Below are 18,694 nucleotides of genomic sequence, written 5' to 3' on the forward strand. Positions count from 1 at the left end.
ATAGACTTAACTCCCTGAACTCTCGCGGGCCGCTCTGGAGAGGCGGCTGAGATGATCTTCCAACATTTTCGGATCGGATGGAAGCACCGCAAATTTCTCGGGCCGTTCCATCAGGTCGCCGAGCCATACCGGCAAGGCCGGAGACACGCCGCATGCGGCCTCGACGGCCGCCGGGAACTTTGCCGGATGGGCTGTGGAAAGCACGACCATCGGCGTTGTCGGCTCCGCCTTCTCGCGCGCGACCTTCACGGCCGTGGCCGTGTGGGGATCAATGAGGTAGCCGGATTTCGCAAGCACGTCGCGGATCGTGTCGGCAGTCTCGGCCATCGACGAGCGGCCGGCGTCGAATTCGGTGCGGATCGCATCGAGCGCCGGCTCGCCGATCTCGAAGCTGCCGGACTGGCGCAGCCCCTGCATCGCCCGCACGACACTGTCGGCGTCTCGGCCATGCGCCTCGAACAGCAGCCGCTCGAAATTGGACGAGACCTGGATGTCCATCGACGGTGACGTGGTCTCCATCACGCCGCGTGTCTCGTAGGTGCCGGTGGCGAGCGTACGCGCCAGAATATCGTTGTCGTTGGTGGCGATGACCAGACGGTCGATCGGCAGGCCCATACGCTTGGCCGCATAAGCGGCGAAGATGTCGCCGAAATTGCCGGTCGGCACGGTGAACGAAACGGCCCGGTCGGGCGCACCGAGTGAAAGCGCCGACGAGAAATAATAGACGATCTGGGCCATGATGCGCGCCCAGTTGATCGAGTTCACACCGGATAGCCGCACCCTGTCGCGGAAGGCATGGTGATTGAACATGCCCTTCACGAGGTCCTGGCAATCGTCGAAATTGCCTTCGACGGCGATCGCGTGCACGTTGGCCGCCGTCGACGTCGTCATCTGCCGCTGCTGCACCGGCGAGACCTTGCCATGCGGAAACAGAATGAAGATGTCGGTACGGTCGCGGCCTCCAAACGCGTCGATGGCCGCGCCGCCCGTGTCGCCTGACGTCGCGCCGGCAATCGTCGCCCGCTCGCCGCGCTCCGCCAGGACATGATCCATCAGGCGGGCGAGAAGCTGCATCGCCACGTCCTTGAATGCCAGCGTCGGACCGTGGAAGAGTTCGAGCACGAATTCGTTGGCGCCCGTCTGGACGATCGGACAGACGGCTTCGTGGCGGAAAGTACCATAGGCTTCACGGACGATGCGGGCGAACGTCGCCTCGTCGATCTCGCCGCCGACAAACGGGGTGAGCAGTCGCACCGCCAGTTCCGGATAGGCCAGCCCGCGCATGGCGCGGATCTCGGCCTCGCTGAACTTCGGCCATTCGGCCGGCACGTAGAGGCCGCCGTCCCGGGCCAGCCCAGCCAGCAGCACGTCGCGGAAACCGAGTGCGGGCGCGCTGCCCCTGGTGCTCACATAACGCATGATTGCTCGTCCATCGTCGGGACCTTGAATCCGGCTACGGAAAAACCGCAATCCAATGGTCGCATTTTCATTGCGGCGTTGGTATAGAACGCCACCTTTGCATGAGGGAAGTGCAGTTTATGGCTGTCAGTTTGTTTGAACGCAGAAAGCTGGCGGGTATCGCCGCGGCAGGCTTTATACTCGCCGTCTCCGGATGCCAGTCTGGCGACACGCTGGGCGCGCTCAATCTTGGAGGCGGCGGCAACGCTCAGCCAGCCGCGGCGCCCGACACGCGGGTCACACAGCAGGAGCTTCTGGCCTACTGCCCGTCGGTTGCGCTGCGCAGCGACGGCGCGGTCCACACGACGTACCAGCGCAACGCCGCTGACGATCCCTCTGCCGTTATTTACCAGGCGTCGATCAGCGACACCACGCGAAGCTGCACCTATCAGAACGGCATCATGAACATGACGATCGCCGTGGCGGGCCGTGTGGTCCCCGGCCCTCAGGGCAGCGCCGGTCAGGTCAATCTGCCGCTGCGCGTCACGGTTTTTCGTGACACCGAGCAGGTTCAGTCGGACGTGAAGACCCATCAGGTCAACGTCACGGACATCGCCGGTGCGACGCAGTTCGTGTTCAGCGACGCCAGCATCTCGATGCCGAACCCGACGGCGCGCAACATCCGCGTCCTCGTCGGCTTCGACGAGCCCTCGAACGCCAAGCGCTAGGCTCAGGCGTCTTCCGACCATTCCGACAGCGCGGCCAGCATGGGCGCGAAGTCGGCCCAGCGGCGGATGGCAGTCTCGGCGCCCGCCTCCATCAGGAGGTCGGCATGGCCGGGATGGCTGTGCGAGGCGCCGGTGAATCCGATCACCCTCATGCCGGCAGCCTTCGCGCCGGCAACGCCGTGCACCGAATCCTCGACGACGAAGGTTCTGGCGGGATCGGCGCCCATCTTCTCCGCGCCGTAAAGGAAGACGTCCGGCGCAGGCTTCGGCTTGCCCGACGGCGTGTCGAGCGACGAAAACACCACGCCGTCGAAAAAGGGCAGCAGATGCGTGCGGGTGAGCATGGCGCGCAGCCGCTCGGTGCCCGAATTGGAGCAGATGCAGCGCTTGGTTGTCACCGACGCAACCGCCTCGGCCGCGCCGTCGATGGCGCGGACCTCCGCGCGCAGCCGGCGATCCACCAGCTCCTCGGCCTCGGCGATCAGGCTCGCCTGGAAGAGCTGCTGCGATTCCTGCTCGATGCGCAGCATGATGTCCTTGAAGGTGAGGCCCGAATAGAGCCGGGCGAGTTCCTCGGCCTCGATCGGGTAGCCGGCGGCGGTCAGCAGTTCCGCCTCGACCCGCGCGGCGATGATCTCGGAATCGACGAGCACACCGTCGCAATCGAAAATGACGAGATCGATACCGGACATCCTTCAGCGCTCTCCACGGCCAGCCAATGAAGGCGCGGGGCTTACACCATGCAGGCCCAAACGGCAAATCCGCCCTGCCTGCCCAAATCGCCGCTTCATTAAATATTTACGCGCTGCGGTAACCATAACGCGAAGTAAACAGTAACCCCGCGTATCCGGTGTACCATGTCTGCCCTGCGTCTCCTCGACGATCTCTCCCATGCCGCCCCCGCCGCCCATTGGCTCGACACCATCCTCAAGGGCGACTGCGTCGCTGCGCTCGAGCGGCTGCCAGAAAAGTCGGTCGACGTGATCTTCGCCGATCCGCCCTACAATTTGCAGCTCGATGGCGACCTGCATCGGCCCGACCAGTCGAAGGTCGACGCGGTCGACGACGCCTGGGACCAGTTCGAGAGTTTCGCGGCCTACGACGCCTTCACCCGCGCCTGGCTTCTGGCCGCGCGCCGCGTCCTCAAGCCCAACGGCACGATCTGGGTGATCGGTTCCTATCACAACATCTTCCGCGTCGGCGCGACGATGCAGGACCTGGGCTTCTGGATCCTCAACGACGTGGTGTGGCGCAAGACCAACCCGATGCCGAATTTCCGCGGCCGCCGCTTCCAGAACGCCCACGAGACGATGATCTGGGCCTCGCGCGACGCCAAGGCGAAGAGCTACACCTTCAATTACGAAGCGATGAAGGCCGCCAATGACGACGTGCAGATGCGTTCCGACTGGCTGTTTCCGATCTGCACCGGGGCGGAACGCCTGAAGGACGAGAACGGCGCCAAGGTTCATCCGACCCAGAAGCCGGAAGCGCTGCTGGCGCGGGTGCTGCTATCCTCGTCCAAGCCGGGCGACGTGGTGCTCGACCCGTTCTTCGGCTCCGGCACCACCGGCGCGGTGGCCAAGCGGCTAGGCCGGCATTTCGTCGGCGTCGAGCGCGAGCAGGCCTATATTGACGCTGCGCTCGACCGTATATCGGCCGTGCGCCCGCTGGGCGAGGCCGAGCTTTCGGTCATGACCAGCAAGCGCGCCGAGCCGCGCGTCGCCTTCGTCAGCCTGCTCGACAGCGGTCTCATGAAGCCGGGCGCCACGCTCTACGACGCCAAGCGGCGCTGGAGCGCCAGGGTGCGCGCCGACGGCACGCTGGCCTGCGACACCGCCTCGGGATCAATCCACAAGGTGGGCGCGGCCGTGCAGGGACTGGATGCGTGCAACGGCTGGACCTTCTGGCACTACGAGCGCAATGGCGGCCTCAACCCCATCGACGACCTCCGCCGCATCGCCCGCCTCGGAATGGAGCGCTCGGGGGCGTAGGCCTCCGCTCACGCGCCGCACCGATCGCCCTCGGCTCGCTGGCGCTCCGCGAGGGACCCGCACGACCGGCGGCCCGCAGTCGCGGGCGTAGGTCTTCGCTCACACGCCGCACCGCTTGCCTTCGGCTCACTGGCGCTCCGCAAGGGCGCCGGACGTCCGGCGACCCGCAGTCGCGGGCTTGCGGCCGGCCTGCAACCGTCATCCCGGAAGCCGGAGCGCAGCGAAGGCTATCGGGGACCCATTGGCCAGATCATCGTCGAGCACGGCCCCGCTCCTGTTGTGGCGCGTTTCAATGACCTCACTACGAACCCGCAACCCGGCCGCGTTGCTCAATGGGTCCCGGCTCAGCGGTCGCTGACGCTCCCTTGGCCGGGATGACGTCGAGCTTTGCCGTCGCCGCGCCTGCTTTCGCATCCGGCCATTGTCAAAGAACGGGAAGCGGGGCGCGAGGCCGGGCCTTCCGAGTAGCAGATACGTGGCGCGACGTTCGCGCCCCGCCGGTGCGTTCACCTGCGGCGCGGTGGGACGGACTGAGCCGGCCGGACCATCGCCGAGGCCCGGATCTGGGGCAGGTCTGATCCCACCAAGCCGCGCTACCGTCGACGCGACCGACCCGGAGACCGTCGCCTTCCCCGGATACCCGGTGCGCATCCGAGTCCCACGAAGGCGATGCGGCATTGTCCCGCAGGCGGCCACGGGCGTGGACAGAAAAGATGCGAATGGGCGCGGTGGAAACGGCCAAGAGGCTGAAAGGCGCGGATATTTTTTCGAGCTAGGGGCGAGTGGACGCAGGATTTGCCCACCGAGCCAGCGTCGCGTGCTGCGACCGCCAAGGCGAGCGCGAAGAAGATCAGGAGGTTCACCGGCGCGTCTTCGAGGAAGTCGATGCTGTCGGCGAAGAGCGAGGCCGAGCCAATCGAAAGGGCTACCGTAAACTCGATGCCGAAATAGGCGAGGTTCGCCAGAGCGACGATCAGCACGACGCGTCACAGAGCAGGGTCGAACGTGGTTCCCATCGGCCTATCCCTTGTAGGCGACGAGAACGGCCCCGAGCGCGATGAAGCAGACGCCGAGCCAGTTCGGTAAGGTCAGCTTCTCGCCGAGGAAGATGACCGCGAAGACGGCGACCAGCACGACGCTCAGCTTGTCGATTGGCGCGACGCGTGCAGCGTCGCCGAGCTTGAGGGCGCGGAAGTAGCAGAGCCAGGAGGCACCCGTCGCCAGGCCAGACAGGAACAAAAACACCCATGTCCGGCCGGGCACACCGGAGGGCGCCTGCCAGTTCCCGGTCGCCCAAAGGATTCCGCCCAGCACCACGACGATGACGCAGGTCCGGACGAAGGTCGCGAAATCGGAGTTGACGCTCTCAACCCCGACCTTGGCGAAGATCGCGGTGAGCGCGGCGAAAGCGGCAGAGAGGAGTGCCCAGGCTTGCCAGGGAAGGATGGTGCTGCTCATGATGGTCGCTTCTCAGTTGAAGGCTCGGACAAGGGCGAGGCCCGCGGCAAGCCCGGCTATCGCAAGTACGACCGAAGCGCAGACGTAACCAGCCGCAGCGCCGATCCTGCCTTCTTCATACAGCAGGACGGTCTCCAGAGAGAAGGTCGAGAATGTCGTGAAGCCGCCCATCAGCCCGGTGGTGAGGAACAGCCGCCATGCCTGTGGCCCGCCGCCCCGGAAGGCGAACCAGCCCGCAAGCATTCCCATTGCAAAGCCGCCGATGACGTTGACGGCGAGGGTGGCAACCGGAAACCCTGTCCAGCCGAGACGCAGGACACCCACGCTCAAGGCGTAGCGGAGGACGGAGCCGATGCCGCCTCCGACGAAGACAAGCGATGCGAGATACATGCGGGTGTCCCTCCTGTAGGCGACTTGTGGTCCTTTCCAGACGGCCTTCGGAGGGTGCACTGCTCCCGCCGACGCAATGCGCCCGGCAGGAGTCATCAGCCTTGCGGCGGTTATCGGGGAACTCCATCCCCATCACGGCGAAACATAGCCATGCCCGGGTCGAGCGTCAAATGCTGCGATAGGCTGCCTTGATTTGCAGGTGGCGTGTCTATCGCCGAGGCACACTCTTTGGGCATCTTACTGGCAGCTATTGGGCAGAGCGCGAAATCGCGAATTATGTTCGCTCCCCGCCCCCCTCACATCACCCCGTGCTCCCTCAAATCCTCCGCCAGCCTGTCTGCGCCGGTGAAGAGCACGGCGTTCCAGCCAGCTCCCTTCGCGCCTTCGACGTTCTTCGCGCTGTCGTCGATGAAGAGCGTGGTGGCGGGGGTGAGGCCGAAGGTGTCGGCGTGCAGGCGATAGATGCGTTCGTCGGGCTTGATGAGGCCGACCTCGCCGGAGACCGTGACGCCGCGCGGCTTTTCCAGAAACGGAAAGAGCCCCCTCGCCTCGGTGAAGGTGTCGGCGGCGAAATTGGTAAGCATGGTCACGTCGCGGCCCTGCGCGATCAGGCCTTCCATGATGGCGACGCTGCCGTCATAGGCATGCGGCACCATCTCGTGCCAGTGGCGGCGGAAGTTGCGGATGTTTTCCTCGTGCGCCGGGTGCTCGGCAATCAGCAGCGCCTCGGCCTCCTGCCAGGTGCGGCCACGATCCTGCTCGATGTTCCAGTCCGACGTGCACACATTGTCGAAGAACCAGCGGCGTTCGGCCTCGTCGGGAATCAGCCGGCTGAACGGCAGGTCCGGGTCGTAGTGGATCAGCACCTTGCCGATGTCGAAGACGATGTGGTCTATCTGGATCATGCCTTGTCCTGTTGCTCTCGATAGGTTGCCGCACCCTCCATAGCCGCGGCTATTGCCTTCTTCATGACGGTGGGCAGCGCCTCGCCGGAAAGGTCTTGCGGCGGCGACCACCACCAGCCGGGCGGCGACGTATGCTCGACGCGCTCGGCGCGGAAGACGTCCAGCGTCAGCTCGAAATGGGTGAAGACGTGGCGGATCGAGCCCGCCGCGCGCCAGCCGGCGGCGAAGGGTGCCGCGCCAACGCCCGTCTCGCCGTCGGCGCGGGCGGTCCAGCCTGTGGTGGGCGGCTCGGCCATGCCTGCCAGAAGGCCGGAACCCGGCCGCTTGCGCAGAAGTACGGCGCCATCGCTGCGGATCGCGACAAAGGCCGCGCCGCGCCGCTGTGGCCGCTCGGGCTTGGGCAGCTTCACCGGGTAGCGCTCGGGATCTCCTTCGCGCAGCGCGGCGCAGCCTTCATTCAGAGGGCAGAGCATGCATTTCGGCCGACGAGGCGAGCAGATGGTCGCGCCGAGGTCCATCGTCGCCTGCGCGAAATCGCCCGGCCGGCCGGCGGGCAGCATGGCCTCGACATGCTGCCTGATTTCCTCCTTGGCCGCCGGCAGCGGGGTGGCGATGGCGAAAAGTCGCGACACCACGCGCTCGACATTGCCGTCGACGACCACCGCAGGCCTGCCGAAGGCGATCGCGGCAATTGCGGCGGCCGTGTAGGCGCCGATGCCCGGCAGAGCGCGAAGCCCGTCCTCCGTGTCGGGGAAAAGGCCGTCATGGTCGGCCGCGACCCGGTCGGCGCAGGCCTTGAGGTTGCGGGCACGCGAGTAGTAGCCGAGGCCGGCCCAGGCCTTCATGACGTCGTCAGTTTCGGCAGCGGCCAGGTCTGCGACGGTGGGCCAGCGGGCCAGGAAGCGCAAATAATACGACTTCACCGCCTCCACCGTGGTCTGCTGCAGCATGACCTCCGACAGCCAGACGCCGTAGGGGTCCGGCCGGCGGCCGGCGGCGATCTCGCGCGGCGGCGTGCGCCAGGGCAGTTCGCGATGGTGGGCGTCGTACCAGGCGAGAAGAGCCGCCGCCCTCGCCTCCTGATTTTCGCCGCGAATGCTGCTAGTGTCGGTCGTCATCAACCCAGTGAACCGTAATCGCGCCCCCGCGCGAAGGAAAAGCGCCGACCGCTCATGACAGGGAAACGCAGAGACGGCAATGCCGTGCCGGTGAGCGATCTCGCCGCCCATGTGATCGATCCGGTGCTGCGCAAGCGCGCCGGCATCACGATCGGGCTGGTGCAGTCGTGGGATGAAATCGCCGGCGAGCGGCTTGCGCAGAGCACACGACCGGAAAAGATCGCATGGCCGCGCCGGCTGAGCGATGACGATCCGTTCGAACCGGCGACGCTGGTGATCGCCTGCGAGGGGGCGGCCGCGCTGCGGCTGCAGCACGAAACGGGCGAGATCATCGCCAGGGTCAACGCCTTCCTCGGCTTCGCCGCGATCGGCCGCATACGCATCGTGCAGAAACCGGTCGCCCCGGCGCCAAAGCCCCGGCCGCGAATGAGGCCGCTCAGCGGTCAGGAGACGGCACGGCTCGACACGCTGGTGGGGGGCATCGAGGATGACGCCCTGCGCGAGGCGCTGGCACGGCTCGGCCGCTCGGTGTTCGGCGAAAAGCGCTGAAGTCACACCCTGTTTCGCGCTTTCGTGAACGATCTGTCGCTTCAAGGCGATTGGATTGGGGACAGATTTGCCTTATTTCGCTTCGACACTCGCCTTTGGATGCTCCAAAGCTGCACCATTCAACCGCAAACAGGTGATTCGCATGACCCGCGCCATTCCACGCCGAACCGTTCTCGCATCGCTGGTGGCAGTGCCCGCAGCCGCGGCATTCCTGTCGTCATGCAGCGATTCCGGCAGCGCGCAGGCGCAGACCGCGACGGCGGCAGCCGATGCGCCGCAGCCCGCCGGCACCGTCGACATGGCCAAGCTGCTTGAAGAGGGCTCGTTGCCAGAAAAGGTGCTGGGCGAAGCCGATGCGCCGGTGACGATCGTCGAATATGCGTCGATGACCTGCGGCCACTGCGCCAACTTCCACAACAACACGCTGCCGGCGATCAAGGAAAACTACATCGACACCGGCAAGGCGCGCATGATCATGCGCGAGTTCCCCTTCGACCCACGGGCGGAAGCAGGTTTCATGCTCGCGCGCTGCGCTGACACCAAGTATTTCGCCATGGTGGACGTGCTGTTCAAGCAGCAGCAGGCCTGGGCCGGCGTGGAAAATGCGCGCGAAGCACTGCTGCAAATCTCCAAACTGGCCGGTTTTTCACAGGAGTCGTTCGAGGCCTGCTTGACTGACCAGAAACTTCTGGACGATGTGAGAGCAGTGCGGGCCCGCGGCGCAAGCGAGTTCGGCGTGGATGCCACGCCGACCTTCTTCATCAACGGAAACAAGTATTCGGGGGCACTGACGGTTGCCGAGATGTCGGCCATCATCGACAGCATGCTGTAACCGCACGGTTCCCGCGCGGCACCGCTTCCGCGCGTCCGCGGAGGCGCGCGCATGAAATTCTCGCGCCTCCGCCTTCTCGGCTTCAAGTCTTTCGTCGAACCCGGCGAATTCGTCATCGAGCGCGGCCTGACGGGCATCGTCGGGCCGAATGGCTGCGGCAAGTCCAATCTTGTCGAAGCGCTGCGCTGGGTGATGGGCGAAAGCTCCTACAAGAACATGCGCGCGTCCGGCATGGACGACGTGATCTTCTCGGGCTCCGGCACGCGCCCTGCCCGCAACACGGCCGAGGTGACGCTGTTTCTAGACAACAGCGACCGCACCGCGCCGCCCGCCTTCAACGACGCGGATGAATTGCAGGTCTCGCGCCGCATCGAGCGCGAGGCGGGGTCGATCTACCGCATCAACGGCAAGGAAGCGCGCGCCAAGGACGTGCAGCTTCTTTTCGCCGACCAGTCGACCGGCGCGCGCTCGCCTTCGATGGTCGGCCAGGGCCGTATCGGCGAGCTGATCCAGGCCAAGCCGCAGGCGCGCCGGGCCTTGCTGGAAGAGGCGGCGGGCATTTCGGGCCTGCATACGCGCCGCCACGAGGCCGAGCTGCGGCTGCGCGCCGCCGAGCAGAACCTCGAACGGCTTGACGACGTCGTCGGCGAATTGGAAAGCCAGATCGAAAGCCTGAAACGACAGGCCCGCCAGGCCTCGCGCTTCAAGAACCTTTCGGCGGAGATCCGCAAGGCGGAGGCCATCCTGCTGCACCTTCGCTGGACGCAGGCGAAAACTCAGGAAGCGGAAGCGAAGTCGGCCCTGGCGCAGGCGACCACGCTGGTGGGCGACCGTGCGGCGGGCCAGATGCAAGCCGCCAAGGACCAGGCGGTCGGCGCCCACAAGCTGCCGGAGCTTCGCGACGCGGAAGCGGCGGCCGCCGCAGCCCTGCAAAGGCTGACGATCGCAAAGACGCAGCTCGAGGAAGAAGCCAACCGCATGCGCGCGCGCAATGCGGAGCTCGAGAAGCGGCTTGCCCAGCTCGACGCCGACATCGCCCGCGAGGAACAGCTCGTGCGCGACAACGCCGACGTGCTGGAACGGCTCGACGTCGAAGAACGCGCGCTGAACACGGAGAATGCAGGTGCGGCCGAGCGCGAGGCGCAGACGCGCGCCGCCTTCGAGGAAGCGCAGGCGCATCTGGCGGCAAGCGAGGCCGCGCTTGCCAAGGTGACCTCCGAACGCGCCGAGGCGTCCGCCGCGCGCGGGCAGATCGAGCGCACGCTGCGCGAGACCGGCGAGCGCCGCGACCGGCTTCAGCGACAACTTGCCGAGATCGACCGCGAGGCGGCTGAGATCGCGCAGCGAATCGCAGCACTTGCCGACCCGGCCGAGAAGCGCGTTCTGGTGGATGAGGCCGAGGCGGCGGCGACCGCGTCCGAGACGGCCGCTGTCGAGGCGGAAAAGACCGTCGCGGACGCCCGCGCGGCCGAGGCCGCGGCCCGCCCCCCGCTGGCCGAGGCCCGCAGCGAATTGCAGCGCGTTGAAACTGAAGCACGCACGCTCGCCAAGATGCTCAATGCCGCGAGTGGCGATCTCTTTCCCGCAGTGCTCGAACAGATCAAGGTCGAGCGTGGCTTCGAGACGGCGCTGGGCGCGGCGCTGGGCGAAGACCTCGACGTCCCACTGGATCGCGCGGCACCAGCCCATTGGGGCGAGGCCGAACGGCAGGCGGACGATCCTGCCCTGCCTGCAGGCGCGAGGCCGCTGGCTGACGTAGTGACGGCACCCCACCAGCTTGCCCGACGTCTGGCGCAGATCGGCATTGTCGAGGATGCGGACGGGGCCAGGCTGCAACGCGAATTGAAGGTGGGCCAGCGGCTTGTCAGCGCCAGCGGTGCGCTGTGGCGCTGGGACGGGCTGACGGCGAGTGCCGATGCACCTACCGCAGCCGCACTGCGGCTGGCGCAGAAGAACCGCCTCGCGGAACTCGAAGCGGAAGCGACCGAAGCCACGCGCGCGCTGCGCGTTGCGGAGGCCGCACTTGCTGCCAGCGAAGCGCGGGTGAAGCAGGCCGTGGATGCCGAAAAGGCCGCCCGCGAGGGCTGGCGCGACGCACAGCGCGCGTTGGGCGAGGCACGCGACGCACTGGCACGCGCGGAAAAAGCTGCCGGCGAACTGGCGAGCCGCCGCGCTGTGCTGGACGAGTCGCGCGGCCGGGTCGCCGAAAGCTTTGCCGAAGCCGAGGATGGTTTTCAGCAGGCGCAGAAGGCGCTCGAAGTCGCACCCGACCTTTCGGAGCTTCAGGTGCGACTGGACGGGCTGGCACGCGACGTGGCGCAGGATCGGGCGAAGCTCGCCGACGCGCGCGCGGCACATGAGGGGCTCCGCCGTGAAGCCGAGACCCGCGCGCGCCGGCTGACCGCGATCGGCACCGAGCGAACATCGTGGACGCAACGCGCGGCCAATGCCGATACGCACATCGCTTCGCTGCGCGAGCGCCGCACGGAGACCGCCAACGAGCATGCCGCACTGGCGGAGGCACCGGATGAGCTCGATGCGCGCCGCCGGGCGCTGATATCGCAGCTCAGCGAGGCCGAAACGCTGCGCAAGGCTGCAGCCGACCGGCTGCAGGAGGCCGAGAACCGACAGGCCGAGCTGGACAAGGCGGCTACCGCCGCGATCCAGGCGCTGGCCGAGGGCCGCGAAAACCGGGTACGCGCGGAAGAGCGGCTGACGGCCGCCGACGAGCGGCGCAAGGAGGTCGAGGCGCGCATCCTGGAGGCGCTGAACGTGCCGCCGCATCTGGTGATCCGTCATACCGGGCTCGAAGCCGACGATCCGATGCCCGACATGACCGTCGTCGAACGCAATCTCGAACGCCTGAAGATCGAGCGCGAGCGGCTGGGCGCGGTGAACCTGCGCGCCGAGGAAGAACAGCGTGAAATGGCCGAGCGGCTGGAGACGATCGTCGCCGAGCGCGAGGACGTGATCGAGGCGATCCGCAGACTGCGCCAGGCGATCCAGAGCCTAAACAGGGAAGGCCGTGAGCGCCTGCTGGCCGCCTTCGAGGTGGTCAACACCCAGTTCCAGCGACTGTTCACGCATCTCTTCGGCGGCGGCACCGCAGAACTGCAGCTTATCGAATCCGACGACCCGCTTGAGGCCGGGTTGGAAATTCTCGCCCGTCCGCCCGGCAAGAAGCCGCAGACGATGACGCTGCTTTCGGGCGGGGAGCAGGCACTGACGGCTATGGCGCTGATCTTTGCCGTGTTCCTCACCAACCCCGCGCCGATCTGCGTGCTGGACGAGGTCGACGCGCCGCTCGACGACCATAATGTCGAGCGCTTCTGCAACCTGATGGACGAAATGGCGGCGACCACCGAGACGCGGTTCGTCATCATCACCCACAACCCCATCACCATGGCGCGGATGAACCGCCTGTTCGGCGTCACGATGGCCGAGCAGGGCGTGAGCCAGCTCGTATCGGTCGACTTGCAAACCGCCGAGCAGATGCGCGAGGCGAGCTGATCGGCGCGGGCGCGGCATCGCAGAACCGGAGGAGTTCGTGAGCGACCAACCACTGGTGAGGCTGGCAGAAATCGAGATCGATCCGGATTGTCTGGACGAATACGATGCGCTGCTGAAGGAGGAGATCGAGGCCTCGATCTCAAAAGAACCAGGTGTGCTGATGCTTTATGCCATGCGCGTGCGCGGAGAGCCGACGCAGCGCCGCCTTGTCGAGATCTATGCCGACGAGGACGCCTATCGGGCTCATTTGCAATCCGAACACTTCCTCAAGTACAAGACCGGCACGGAAAAAATGGTCCGTTCGCTCAGGCTGATCGAGACCGATCCGCTGCTGTTGCGTTCCCGGCTCGGCGACCTCACATAGAGCAGCTTGCAAGGGTCTAACCGCGAGATCACGAGCGTCGGCGCGGTTGGTTGACGCCAGTGCACGAAAGAGAGTTAGAGATGCCCGATCAGAACTCCGATACGGCCCAGGTTGTCGCGCTCTCAAGCGCGCTGAAGGACCTGCATCGCGCGCTCATCCGCGCCGAAATCGGCGACGATCCTGCACTGCAGAACCCGTACACGATGCTTTTTGCCCTGATCGGCGACCCGCGCTTTGCGTGGATGGGCACCCTCTCGGAGTTGATCGCCCGTATCGATCACATGGTGGCCGACAAGGAGGTGGACGAGACCACTGCCCTGCCCGGCTTCCGCGAAGAAGCGGCGGGGCTGATCGGCGAGGCGGGCGGCGAAGCCGCTGCCGCCTTTCGGCTGCGTCACCTGATGGCGCTCCAGAAAGAGCCGGAGGTCGGGCTCGCCACCGGCCGCCTGCGCAAGTTGCTCGCCAATCAGTAGCTGCGACCGTCGACCGGAACCCGCTTCACGGACGTCAGATCCACGCCCTCGAGGCAACGGATGTTGACTGCCGCCGTCGCCTTGCCGTCGGGCGCGGTGCCGAACCCGAATGGAGCGCAGCCGCAATTCAGGCAGAAATGGTGGTCGATCACGTGACGGTTGAAGCGATAGGTCGACAGGTCGTCCTGCGGTGTCTGCAGATGCAGTTGCTCGCGCGGCACGAACCACAGGAGATAACCCTTGCGGCTGCAATGCGAGCAGTTGCATTCCATCGCCTCGGCGAACTCTCCCTCGACCTCGAACTTCACCTTGCCGCAATGGCAGCTTCCGGTCTGCATCTTCACGCGCCCTTCTCGCTCCACACTGCCAGCTCGTTGCCGGCCGGATCGGTAAAATGGAAACGCCTGCCGCCCGGGAAGGTGAAGATCGGCCGGACGATCCTGCCACCCGCTTCCTCGACAGCCTCCACTGACCGTTCCAGATCATCCGAATAGAGTACCGGAAGCGGCTTCGTTTCGGCCGCGGTCTGTGCGTCGAAACCGCCATCCAGCCCCTCTTCGAAGGCTGAATAGGATGGGCCATAATCCGTGAACGACCAGCCGAAGGCGGCGCTGTAGAAGGACTTGACGCTGTCGATCGTGCCTCCGGCAGCCTGCATTTCCAGATAATCGAGCTTGCCGTCCTTGCGCATAATTCCACTCTCCATCGTTCTCTTTTTGTTCTAATCCGTACGGCCGATACCCGCAAGTCGAAAATTTTCGCCGTGCCTAATCGATTGATTTGGGAACCGCCCCTGCTGGCTGCTTGCCTTTGCGGGTTCGGGGTCTTATCGCTCAGCGCGCGGGCGGAAAAACGCCGGCGAACACGCACGGAGACGGGGAAGCAGGATGACGAAGTGGGTCTACAGCTTCGGCGACGGCAAGGCGGAAGGCAGCGCCGGAGACCGGAACCTGTTGGGTGGCAAAGGTGCCAATCTTGCCGAGATGTGCAGCCTCGGGCTGCCGGTCCCGCCGGGTTTCACCATCACCACAGAACTGTGCACCTCATATTATGCCAACGGCCGCACCTACCCCGACGATCTGAAGGCGCAGGTCGCCGAGGCGCTCGAAGGCATCGGCGCGATCGTCGGCAGGCGCTTCGGAGATCCGGACAAGCTCTTGCTGGTGTCCGTGCGCTCCGGCGCGCGCGCTTCGATGCCGGGCATGATGGACACGGTGCTCAACCTCGGCCTCAACGACGAGACCGTCGCCGCACTTGCGCGTGATTCCGGCGACGAGAGGTTCGCCTATGACAGCTATCGCCGGTTCATCCAGATGTATTCGGATGTCGTGCTGGGCGTCGACCACGAGCATTTCGAGGAAATCCTGGAAGACGAGAAGGCGCGGCGCGGCCATGAGCTCGACACCGACCTCTCCGCTAGGGAATGGCAGGAGGTGATCGGGCTATACAAAGCGAAGGTCGAGGAAGAGCTTGGCTCCCCCTTCCCGCAGGACCCGCAGGAGCAGCTCTGGGGGGCGATCGGCGCGGTGTTCTCGAGCTGGATGAATCACCGGGCGATCACCTATCGCCGGCTGCACGACATTCCCGAAAGCTGGGGCACGGCGGTCAACGTGCAGGCGATGGTGTTCGGCAACATGGGCGACACCTCGGCAACGGGCGTCGCGTTCACCCGCAATCCGTCGACGGGCGAAGCCAGGCTCTATGGCGAGTTCCTCGTTAACGCGCAGGGCGAGGACGTGGTGGCGGGCATCCGCACGCCGCAGAACCTGACCGAGGAAGCCCGCATCGAGGCCGGCGCCGACAAGCCCTCGATGGAGAAGGTGATGCCTGAGGCGTTCGCCGCCTTCGTCGACATCTCGCAGCGGCTGGAACGCCACTACCGCGACATGCAGGATCTCGAATTCACCATCGAGCGCGGCAAGCTGTGGATGCTGCAGACCCGCTCGGGCAAGCGCACGGCAAAGGCCGCGCTGAAGATCGCCGTCGATATGGCAGCCGAGGGGCTCATCACCAAGCAGGAAGCTGTAGCCCGGATCGACCCGGCATCGCTTGACCAGCTTCTGCACCCGACCATCGACCCGTCCGCCAAGCGTGACGTGATCGGCATCGGCCTGCCGGCATCGCCCGGTGCGGCTACCGGCGAGATCGTCTTTTCCTCCGACGACGCGGAGGAGATGCGCGCACAGAACCGCAAGGCGATCCTGGTGCGCGTGGAGACAAGCCCGGAAGACATTCACGGCATGCACGCCGCCGAAGGCATTCTGACCACACGCGGCGGCATGACCAGCCACGCGGCGGTGGTTGCCCGCGGCATGGGCAAGCCCTGCGTCTCGGGCGCGGGCACGCTGCGCGTCGACTACAAGACCGGCACGCTGACGGCGATGGGGCAGACGCTGAAGAAGGGCGACGTCATCACCATCGACGGCGCCAGCGGGCAGGTGCTGAAGGGCGCGGTGCCCATGCTGCAGCCCGAGCTTTCCGGCGACTTCGCATCGATCATGCAGTGGGCGGACCAGATCCGGCGGATGAAGGTGCGCACCAATGCCGAGACGCCGGCGGACGCGCGCATGGCGCGCTCCTTCGGTGCGGAAGGGATCGGGCTCTGCCGCACCGAGCACATGTTCTTCGACGACGAGCGTATCGTGGCGATGCGCGAGATGATCCTGTCGGATGCCGAGAAGGACCGCCGCGCAGCCCTTGCCAAGCTTCTGCCGATGCAGCGCTCTGACTTCGCCGAGCTGTTCGAAATCATGGCCGGGCTGCCGGTGACGATTCGCCTGCTCGACCCGCCGCTGCACGAGTTCCTGCCCAAGAGCGAGGAGGAGATCGCGGACGTCGCCAAGGCGATGAACGTCTCGGCCGAGAAGCTACGCCAGCGCACCGAGGCGCTGCACGAGTTCAATCCGATGCTCGGCCATCGCGGCTGCCGGCTGGCGGTCTCCTACCCCGAGATCGCCGAGATGCAGGCGCGGGCCATCTTCGAGGCCGCGGTTGAGGCCGGCAAGAAGACCGGAAGCCCGGTGGTGCCGGAGATCATGGTACCTCTGGTCGGCATCATGAAAGAGCTCGACTACGTCAAGGCCCGCATCGACGAGGTCGCCAAGGCGGTGATGGAGGAGAGCGGAACGACCATCGACTATCTGGTCGGCACGATGATCGAGCTGCCGCGCGCGGCGATCCGCGCCCATGTGATTGCGGAAGCCGCGGAGTTCTTCTCCTTCGGCACCAACGACCTGACCCAGACGACTTTCGGCATCTCGCGCGACGACGCCTCGTCCTTCCTCGAAACCTATCGCCAGAAGGGCATCATCGAGCAGGATCCATTCATCTCGCTCGACCTCGAGGGTGTCGGCGAACTGGTGCGGATGGCGGCAGAGAAAGGCAAAGCGACGCGACCCGATATCAAGCTCGGCATCTGCGGCGAACATGGCGGCGACCCGACCTCGATCCATTTCTGCGAGGAGGTCGGGCTTGACTATGTATCGTGCTCGCCCTTCCGCGTGCCGATCGCCAGGCTGGCGGCGGCGCAGGCAGCGAGCCGCAAGGGCTAGCCGGCCGCCGCCGGCCTGCGTTTCGTCTTGAAGGGGGCCATGCCGAGGCGGGCGAGCTCGTCGGCACGCTCATTCTCGGGGTGGCCTGCATGGCCCTTGACCCAGTGCCAGGTGACCTTGTGGCGCCGGCGCGCCTCATCCAGCGCCTGCCAAAGCTCCGCATTCTTGACCGGCTTTTTCGCCGCCGTCTTCCAGCCGTTGCGCTTCCAGCCCTCGATCCAGCCAGAAATGCCGTCCTTGACGTAGTTGGAGTCGGTGTAGAGATCGACCGTGCACGGCTCCTTCAACGCGCCGAGCGCGGAGATCGCCGCCATCAGCTCCATGCGGTTGTTAGTGGTTTCGGCCTCTCCGCCGGAGAGTTCCTTGACGATACCATTGAAGCGCAGGATCGCGCCCCAGCCGCCCGGACCGGGATTGCCCGAACATGCGCCGTCGGTGAACACCTCGACATTCTTCATGGCATCACCGCGCCATATTCGGAGGCGGAACCGATCTGCCGATGGAAGCGCATCTTGCGCACATATTCGAGCGGGTCCCTTTTGTTGACCAGCGCGCCGCCAGGACCGTTCAGCCAGTCGTAGAGCCGCGTCAGCATGAAGCGCAGCGCCGAACCATGGCAGAGCAACGGCAGCGCCTCGATCTCGGCCGGTGTCAGCGGCCGCACGCTTTGATAGCCGGCGAGGAAGGCCGTGCCCTTGGTCAGGTTGAAAGCGTGGTCGCGCTCGAAACACCAGGCATTGAGGCAGGTCGCGACATCGTAGGCGAGGAAGTCGTTGCAGGCGAAATAAAAGTCGATGACGCCGGAGAGGTCGTTGCCGAGAAAGAAGACGTTGTCGGGGAAGAGATCGGCATGGATGACGCCGGCCGGCAGATCGGCGGGCCACGCCGCCTCCAAGGCGGTAAAATCCGCGCTCACCTCGGCGCGCAAACCGGGCTCTACCTCGTCCGCGCGGTCGACGCAGCCCTTCCACAGCCTGTGCCAGCCAGGCAGCGAAAGCGCGTTGGGACGCGAGAGCTGAAAATCCGCGCCGGCCAGGTGCATTGCGGCAAGCACCTTGCCCACCTCTCGGCAGTGCGCGGCGCTCGGTCGGCGCGGCCACATGCCTTCGAGGAACGTGATGATGGCCGCCGGCCTGCCGGCAAGCTCGCCGATGATCTCGCCGTCGCGGCGATGAACCGGCAACGGACAGGAGATGCCCTGCCGGGCAAGATGCTCCATCAGGCCGAGGAAGAACGGGAGATCGCGCTTTTCCACCCGCTTTTCATACAGCGTGAGGATGAACGAACCGCCGCTTGTGTGCAGGATGAAGTTGGAGTTCTCAGTGCCTTCGGCGATGCCCTTGTAGGATAGCAGGTCGCCGATGGCGTAGCCGCGCAGGAACGCGCCGAGTTCCATCTCGGTGATGTCGGTGTAGACGGCCATGTGT

General features: G+C 65.8%; 18 protein-coding genes, 1 pseudogene and 1 riboswitch. Of the genes and pseudogenes, 8 read left to right on the forward strand and 11 right to left on the reverse strand.

Going from position 1 to position 18,694, the window contains the following annotated elements:
- Positions 1 to 6: 6 nt before the first annotated feature.
- Entirely contained in the window at positions 7 to 1,419 is a 1,413-nt protein-coding gene (gene thrC, locus ACVJNE_RS13155) for a threonine synthase (protein WP_499566184.1), read from the reverse strand.
- Positions 1,420 to 1,520: 101 nt separating this feature from the next.
- On the opposite strand from thrC, the gene ACVJNE_RS13160 reads away from it, so the two are divergent.
- Complete coding sequence (locus ACVJNE_RS13160; protein ID WP_444851203.1) at positions 1,521 to 2,126, forward strand: hypothetical protein; 606 nt, start codon at positions 1,521 to 1,523, stop codon at positions 2,124 to 2,126.
- A gap of 2 nt (positions 2,127 to 2,128) precedes the next feature.
- Here the strand turns inward: ACVJNE_RS13160 and ACVJNE_RS13165 are convergent, their stop codons facing one another.
- The gene (locus ACVJNE_RS13165) at positions 2,129 to 2,818 is read right to left on the reverse strand and encodes an HAD family hydrolase (RefSeq protein WP_499566186.1); all 690 of its coding nucleotides are present in this window, start codon (positions 2,816 to 2,818) and stop codon (positions 2,129 to 2,131) included.
- A 165-nt stretch (positions 2,819 to 2,983) separates the two neighbouring features.
- Between ACVJNE_RS13165 and ACVJNE_RS13170 the strand changes: the two genes are divergently transcribed.
- Positions 2,984 to 4,117: a site-specific DNA-methyltransferase gene (locus ACVJNE_RS13170; protein ID WP_499566188.1), complete on the forward strand. Its 1,134-nt coding sequence runs from the start codon at positions 2,984 to 2,986 to the stop codon at positions 4,115 to 4,117.
- Positions 4,118 to 4,932: 815 nt separating this feature from the next.
- Here ACVJNE_RS13170 and ACVJNE_RS13175 read toward each other — a convergent pair.
- The 5 genes and pseudogenes from ACVJNE_RS13175 to mutY all read right to left on the reverse strand — a co-directional run.
- Positions 4,933 to 5,097, reverse strand: a pseudogene (locus ACVJNE_RS13175) (cation transporter); the annotation flags it as partial.
- Between the two features lie 40 nt (positions 5,098 to 5,137).
- A complete protein-coding gene (locus ACVJNE_RS13180) occupies positions 5,138 to 5,575 on the reverse strand; it encodes an EamA family transporter (RefSeq protein WP_499566190.1) in 438 nt (145 codons plus the stop codon).
- 12 nt (positions 5,576 to 5,587) lie between these two features.
- The gene (gene crcB, locus ACVJNE_RS13185) at positions 5,588 to 5,965 is read right to left on the reverse strand and encodes a fluoride efflux transporter CrcB (protein WP_499566192.1); all 378 of its coding nucleotides are present in this window, start codon (positions 5,963 to 5,965) and stop codon (positions 5,588 to 5,590) included.
- A 79-nt stretch (positions 5,966 to 6,044) separates the two neighbouring features.
- A riboswitch (Fluoride riboswitch) is annotated at positions 6,045 to 6,105 on the reverse strand.
- Between the two features lie 156 nt (positions 6,106 to 6,261).
- Entirely contained in the window at positions 6,262 to 6,870 is a 609-nt protein-coding gene (locus ACVJNE_RS13190; protein ID WP_499566194.1) for an HAD family hydrolase, read from the reverse strand.
- Positions 6,867 to 7,988: an A/G-specific adenine glycosylase gene (gene mutY / locus ACVJNE_RS13195; protein ID WP_499566196.1), complete on the reverse strand. Its 1,122-nt coding sequence runs from the start codon at positions 7,986 to 7,988 to the stop codon at positions 6,867 to 6,869. Before mutY ends, ACVJNE_RS13190 begins: the two co-directional genes overlap by 4 nt.
- A gap of 54 nt (positions 7,989 to 8,042) precedes the next feature.
- Between mutY and ACVJNE_RS13200 the strand changes: the two genes are divergently transcribed.
- From ACVJNE_RS13200 to ACVJNE_RS13220, 5 genes are all read left to right on the forward strand, one after another.
- Entirely contained in the window at positions 8,043 to 8,537 is a 495-nt protein-coding gene (locus ACVJNE_RS13200; RefSeq protein WP_499566198.1) for a DUF721 domain-containing protein, read from the forward strand.
- A gap of 142 nt (positions 8,538 to 8,679) precedes the next feature.
- Positions 8,680 to 9,369 (forward strand): DsbA family protein, encoded by a 690-nt coding sequence (locus tag ACVJNE_RS13205; protein ID WP_499566200.1) that lies wholly within the window; start codon positions 8,680 to 8,682, stop codon positions 9,367 to 9,369.
- 51 nt (positions 9,370 to 9,420) lie between these two features.
- Positions 9,421 to 12,879 carry a chromosome segregation protein SMC gene (gene smc / locus ACVJNE_RS13210; protein ID WP_499566202.1) on the forward strand — a complete coding sequence of 1,153 codons (3,459 nt, stop codon included), beginning with the start codon at positions 9,421 to 9,423 and terminating at the stop codon, positions 12,877 to 12,879.
- Positions 12,880 to 12,916: 37 nt separating this feature from the next.
- Entirely contained in the window at positions 12,917 to 13,243 is a 327-nt protein-coding gene (locus ACVJNE_RS13215) for a putative quinol monooxygenase (RefSeq protein ID WP_499566204.1), read from the forward strand.
- Positions 13,244 to 13,323: 80 nt separating this feature from the next.
- Positions 13,324 to 13,716, forward strand: a complete 393-nt coding sequence (locus ACVJNE_RS13220) for a hypothetical protein (RefSeq protein WP_499566206.1) — start codon at positions 13,324 to 13,326, stop codon at positions 13,714 to 13,716.
- Here ACVJNE_RS13220 and ACVJNE_RS13225 read toward each other — a convergent pair.
- Positions 13,710 to 14,054 carry a GFA family protein gene (locus ACVJNE_RS13225; protein WP_499566494.1) on the reverse strand — a complete coding sequence of 115 codons (345 nt, stop codon included), beginning with the start codon at positions 14,052 to 14,054 and terminating at the stop codon, positions 13,710 to 13,712. The genes ACVJNE_RS13220 and ACVJNE_RS13225 overlap by 7 nt on opposite strands.
- Before the next feature lie 2 nt (positions 14,055 to 14,056).
- Complete coding sequence (locus tag ACVJNE_RS13230; protein ID WP_173186391.1) at positions 14,057 to 14,407, reverse strand: VOC family protein; 351 nt, start codon at positions 14,405 to 14,407, stop codon at positions 14,057 to 14,059.
- A 196-nt stretch (positions 14,408 to 14,603) separates the two neighbouring features.
- Here ACVJNE_RS13230 and ppdK point away from each other — a divergent pair, with 196 nt between their 5' ends.
- Positions 14,604 to 17,267, forward strand: a complete 2,664-nt coding sequence (gene ppdK, locus ACVJNE_RS13235) for a pyruvate, phosphate dikinase (protein WP_499566208.1) — start codon at positions 14,604 to 14,606, stop codon at positions 17,265 to 17,267.
- On the opposite strand, the gene rnhA is transcribed toward ppdK, so the two are convergent.
- The gene (gene rnhA, locus ACVJNE_RS13240; protein WP_379016063.1) at positions 17,264 to 17,725 is read right to left on the reverse strand and encodes a ribonuclease HI; all 462 of its coding nucleotides are present in this window, start codon (positions 17,723 to 17,725) and stop codon (positions 17,264 to 17,266) included. The genes ppdK and rnhA overlap by 4 nt on opposite strands.
- A complete protein-coding gene (locus tag ACVJNE_RS13245) occupies positions 17,722 to 18,690 on the reverse strand; it encodes a homoserine kinase (protein ID WP_499566210.1) in 969 nt (322 codons plus the stop codon). Before ACVJNE_RS13245 ends, rnhA begins: the two co-directional genes overlap by 4 nt.
- Positions 18,691 to 18,694: the final 4 nt, after the last annotated feature.

This window comes from Mesorhizobium sp. DxT (genome assembly GCF_058448885.1).

What these genes read in the sequence shown, in the direction of transcription:
- thrC (WP_499566184.1), bottom strand. Translation starts at nt 1,419, where the DNA reads ATGCGTTATGTGAGCACCAGGGGCAGCGCGCCCGCACTCGGTTTCCGC.
- ACVJNE_RS13160 (WP_444851203.1), top strand. Translation starts at nt 1,521, where the DNA reads ATGAGGGAAGTGCAGTTTATGGCTGTCAGTTTGTTTGAACGCAGAAAG.
- ACVJNE_RS13165 (WP_499566186.1), bottom strand. Translation starts at nt 2,818, where the DNA reads ATGTCCGGTATCGATCTCGTCATTTTCGATTGCGACGGTGTGCTCGTC.
- ACVJNE_RS13170 (WP_499566188.1), top strand. Translation starts at nt 2,984, where the DNA reads ATGTCTGCCCTGCGTCTCCTCGACGATCTCTCCCATGCCGCCCCCGCC.
- ACVJNE_RS13180 (WP_499566190.1), bottom strand. Translation starts at nt 5,575, where the DNA reads ATGAGCAGCACCATCCTTCCCTGGCAAGCCTGGGCACTCCTCTCTGCC.
- crcB (WP_499566192.1), bottom strand. Translation starts at nt 5,965, where the DNA reads ATGTATCTCGCATCGCTTGTCTTCGTCGGAGGCGGCATCGGCTCCGTC.
- ACVJNE_RS13190 (WP_499566194.1), bottom strand. Translation starts at nt 6,870, where the DNA reads ATGATCCAGATAGACCACATCGTCTTCGACATCGGCAAGGTGCTGATC.
- mutY (WP_499566196.1), bottom strand. Translation starts at nt 7,988, where the DNA reads ATGACGACCGACACTAGCAGCATTCGCGGCGAAAATCAGGAGGCGAGG.
- ACVJNE_RS13200 (WP_499566198.1), top strand. Translation starts at nt 8,043, where the DNA reads ATGACAGGGAAACGCAGAGACGGCAATGCCGTGCCGGTGAGCGATCTC.
- ACVJNE_RS13205 (WP_499566200.1), top strand. Translation starts at nt 8,680, where the DNA reads ATGACCCGCGCCATTCCACGCCGAACCGTTCTCGCATCGCTGGTGGCA.
- smc (WP_499566202.1), top strand. Translation starts at nt 9,421, where the DNA reads ATGAAATTCTCGCGCCTCCGCCTTCTCGGCTTCAAGTCTTTCGTCGAA.
- ACVJNE_RS13220 (WP_499566206.1), top strand. Translation starts at nt 13,324, where the DNA reads ATGCCCGATCAGAACTCCGATACGGCCCAGGTTGTCGCGCTCTCAAGC.
- ACVJNE_RS13225 (WP_499566494.1), bottom strand. Translation starts at nt 14,054, where the DNA reads ATGCAGACCGGAAGCTGCCATTGCGGCAAGGTGAAGTTCGAGGTCGAG.
- ACVJNE_RS13230 (WP_173186391.1), bottom strand. Translation starts at nt 14,407, where the DNA reads ATGCGCAAGGACGGCAAGCTCGATTATCTGGAAATGCAGGCTGCCGGA.
- ppdK (WP_499566208.1), top strand. Translation starts at nt 14,604, where the DNA reads ATGACGAAGTGGGTCTACAGCTTCGGCGACGGCAAGGCGGAAGGCAGC.
- rnhA (WP_379016063.1), bottom strand. Translation starts at nt 17,725, where the DNA reads ATGAAGAATGTCGAGGTGTTCACCGACGGCGCATGTTCGGGCAATCCC.
- ACVJNE_RS13245 (WP_499566210.1), bottom strand. Translation starts at nt 18,690, where the DNA reads ATGGCCGTCTACACCGACATCACCGAGATGGAACTCGGCGCGTTCCTG.